Below are 3,491 nucleotides of genomic sequence, written 5' to 3' on the forward strand. Positions count from 1 at the left end.
CAGGCTTTCATCGTTTGCCCGCTGGTCTGATAAGCGGTAATGCGCTCCGTCCATAACGCTTGTAAACTCGTTTCCATTTTGAATCCATCCTTTCATATGCGTGATGAATTCATTGTGACTGTTTTGACTTGCTATGCACAGGTGGGATTGGTTTGACGCTTACGTTCTTGCTGCTTTCGCGCGTTATCGACCGTCTCAGCCACCGGAATTGCGTGTAACGAGGCTACATCTGCGTTCACTGTGCGTTACAACCTGGAGTTTCGCCGCATTCCTTGAATATAGCAAAAGGGACTTCAGAGGCACTGCCAGAAAAACACGAGTAATGAACCTGAGTCAAACCGCACGAAGGAGCAAGATCTGCTCCAGCACGGTAACTTTGGCCACTCCTGTGAAGCTGCCGTGCACCAATATTGTAGCAAATGATATACTGTGAATTTCCGAGCCTTGTCTACATAGCCAAGTCCTTTAACCACAATTTCTACTTCATCTGGTGTGAGAATCGATTGAAGGATATACGGGATCGTGGTAAACTTTTGCATGGGAGTCGCCACCTTTCGGTTCGTTTGTAAGGGTACAAACATTTTACCGAGCTGGCGGCTTTTTTTCTACCATTTAGTGGTTAATCAACAGGCCTGAAGTAAATGAGTTCTTTCTTAATGATACTGTGAAACGATTCGATGCCAGCGTTATCGTAACAGTTTCCCCTGCGGCTCATGCTGCCTTTCATCGAATAGCTCCGAAGCTGCTTTTGGTAATCGTGGGAGGCGTACTGACTGCCTCGGTCAGAGTGGTGGAGCACTTCGCCTTCTGGCTGCTGGCGACCGTGGGCCTGCTGCAGTGCCTGTATAACAAGGTCCTTCGTCATTCGGTCACTCATGTGCACGTTCCGTTCGGATACATCCACTCCTTGCTGGTGAAGCTTCTGCATGACCTTGGGACTCCCGTAAAGCCGCCGAAATATTCAACCACTTCCTTCTTGAACACCTGATGTTGCACGATTTCCGATTCGCGGGCGACTTCCGCCACCGCCTTTCCGCTTTCTTTCACATATTGTACAGTCTTTTTTTGTATGTCTCTTCGTAAAGAGGTTTTCTCATCTTTTGACACAGTCCTCCGATATTCGTCATTTTATCAGTGTAATCTGTACGTCTTGAAAGAATGCGTGATAAGAGGTGCGGAAGCGGGGTCGGTGAATATATCTATATCTACCACAATATATTCAATTCCTCCATTTCCTTCAAGCTTGATTCATGCCGAAAATCCACCAGTCAGGTAATTATTACAATATTTTAACACATAAATCACCAGTTTTGTTATACTCAACAATGGTATTTTTTAACAACAAATACTAATCTCTCATACAGGAGGGGGGAAAGAAGTGGTTATTGATTGAATTTCTTTTATAAAAAGGAGAAGAATATGAAAAAATTTATAGCCCTATTATTATTTTTTGCCCTTTCATTTACAAGCCGTCCTCTTGCTTTTGCGGATTTTACGAGCGGCCATTTGGTGATGACCGAAGTAGGATTCAAGCCGATTGAACAAATCCGGGTCGGGGATCTCGTTCAGGCAAAAGATGAAACAACGGGAAAAACAGAGTATCATAGAGTTGTTCAGTTATTCCAGAGTCAAGCGGATGAGGCGTATCACATTACCGTCAAAGGAATTCCAATCACGACAACCGGGGAGCATCCGTTCTGGGTGCATGGCCAAGGATGGGTGGAAGCAAGCCACCTGAAGACGGGAGATCTGCTTCAAGATGCGGAAGGCAAGTCCTATCCGATCGACCGGATCGAGATGAAGAACAGCAGTACGCCTGTATATAACTTCGAAGTTGGAGGAGTACATAATTACTTCGTTACGGAGTCCGAAATATGGACGCATAATAACGGCCCATTGATTAAACTAATTTCTAAAATGTTAGGAAACACTGGGAAGAATGCCGCGAAAAACGCCGGAAAAAGCGCTGTGAAAAACGCTAAGAATGTAACTAGGGGGACGGGGGATGTTACGAAGGTTCCCGGGGTCGTACAGAATCGAATTAACGTCGCTAATGGCCCGACTAGATTTAGTCCTTCTCAAAATGCAGGCTGGGGACATGCTGTTGACCGACACTTTACTCCAGGGAAAAATGCAGGGAATTTCACCGTTAGTCAGGCTCAAGTGAAGAGTATTTTAGGTAGAAAAAATGTTATTCAGAAACCTGTTATGGTATTGGATTCGGGGCAGTATTCTCGTGTAGTTAATACTGGACAGATTGTCGGTACTGTAAAACCAAGTATCCCTGGCGTTGGTGGTACGCAAACCACATGGATACAAGTTTTAACGGATAATCGTGGAAATTTGATTACCACATTCCCAGTACCTGCTCCAAAATGATACATTTTTATAGATGAGGGCATAACTTTGCCCCCATCTATAATAAATTTGTGAAAGGCTGTTGATTATGAATAATAAAAGGGTAAATAATATATTGTGGTCTGAGGTAGTGAAACTGTTCTCGGAAATAGAGGATATGAATTTGACTAGTTTTTTACGTCGATTAGTTGAAATAGTAAAAAATAATCAGGTAGCTATTAACCAAATACTGAACGAGGGGCAACGAAGCAGTAATTACAAATTTTCGGAGAATGAAAAAAGTTTTTTTCGATTCATCCCCACAATTGATCCTGAAATGTACGTTATTGGTTCTACAGGAGATAGTTTCAATTTAATTGTTGAAAGCTACATTAGTCGAGCACCTAAGTCAGAATTTGAAGTCTTAAGAAGGATATCAAACCTAGTTAAAGATATTATAACTTTTACATCATCAGTAGTATGTCCTCAATGTAACAGTGACCATCTTAGAATCCTTACTGATATCGATAGCAAAAGATTGTATAGACATTGTGAAACGTGCTCATTCACTGATACAACAACTAATGAAGAGTTCCAAAATCAAGAACTCCTTTTTCCTGCAAATATTACATTACTTAGGATGTCAGGCTTTATAAAGTGATATGTTTCCTTGTTTCGAGGGGCTACCAGTACCAAATAACCCCGTCATTCAACCAATAAACAATCATGATCTCTCGTTCGCAAACCTAGCATGAAAATGGTAGCAAGGTTTGTATGAGCAAGATTCACCCCATACTGCTAGTACCATGGTGAAGAAGTACGTTACTATTTATGGTGGGTTCGACCCCGTCCAATAATCCGTAAGGATCGACTCTGTGTACAAACCGCTGCAGACCTGAACCTGCCCTATTCAAAATACTGCGAACATAAAAATGCTTACATTCGAGTTGTTCCGTCACCATGCTTACTTTTGTATGGAGGTTATAGAGCATAGAAGTTTTGTTAGAACACTGTGCTGGAATGGATGTCCACTAGGAAACCATTGTCGTTTGCGCTCTCAACGTGAACGTCAAATCGGCCCCACCTAGCGGTCAGATTGGGGCCAGTGTATGATCGATGTAGATTAGTTCAGACGGCAGAAGTCCGGCAACTGC

The 3,491-nt window shown here is 42.8% G+C and carries 1 protein-coding gene and 1 pseudogene; one reads left to right on the forward strand and one right to left on the reverse strand.

Annotation, left to right across the window (positions count from 1 at the left end):
* Positions 1-637 precede the first annotated feature (637 nt).
* Positions 638-877 (reverse strand): annotated as a pseudogene (locus tag PPOP_RS16715) (DDE-type integrase/transposase/recombinase); the annotation flags it as partial.
* Between the two features lie 542 nt (positions 878-1,419).
* Between PPOP_RS16715 and PPOP_RS24630 the strand changes: the two are divergent.
* Positions 1,420-2,379: a polymorphic toxin-type HINT domain-containing protein gene (locus PPOP_RS24630; RefSeq protein ID WP_006287827.1), complete on the forward strand. Its 960-nt coding sequence runs from the start codon at positions 1,420-1,422 to the stop codon at positions 2,377-2,379.
* Positions 2,380-3,491 lie beyond the last annotated feature (1,112 nt).

The organism is Paenibacillus popilliae ATCC 14706 (genome assembly GCF_000315235.1).
Taxonomy (GTDB): Bacteria; Bacillota; Bacilli; order Paenibacillales; family Paenibacillaceae; genus Paenibacillus_B; species Paenibacillus_B popilliae.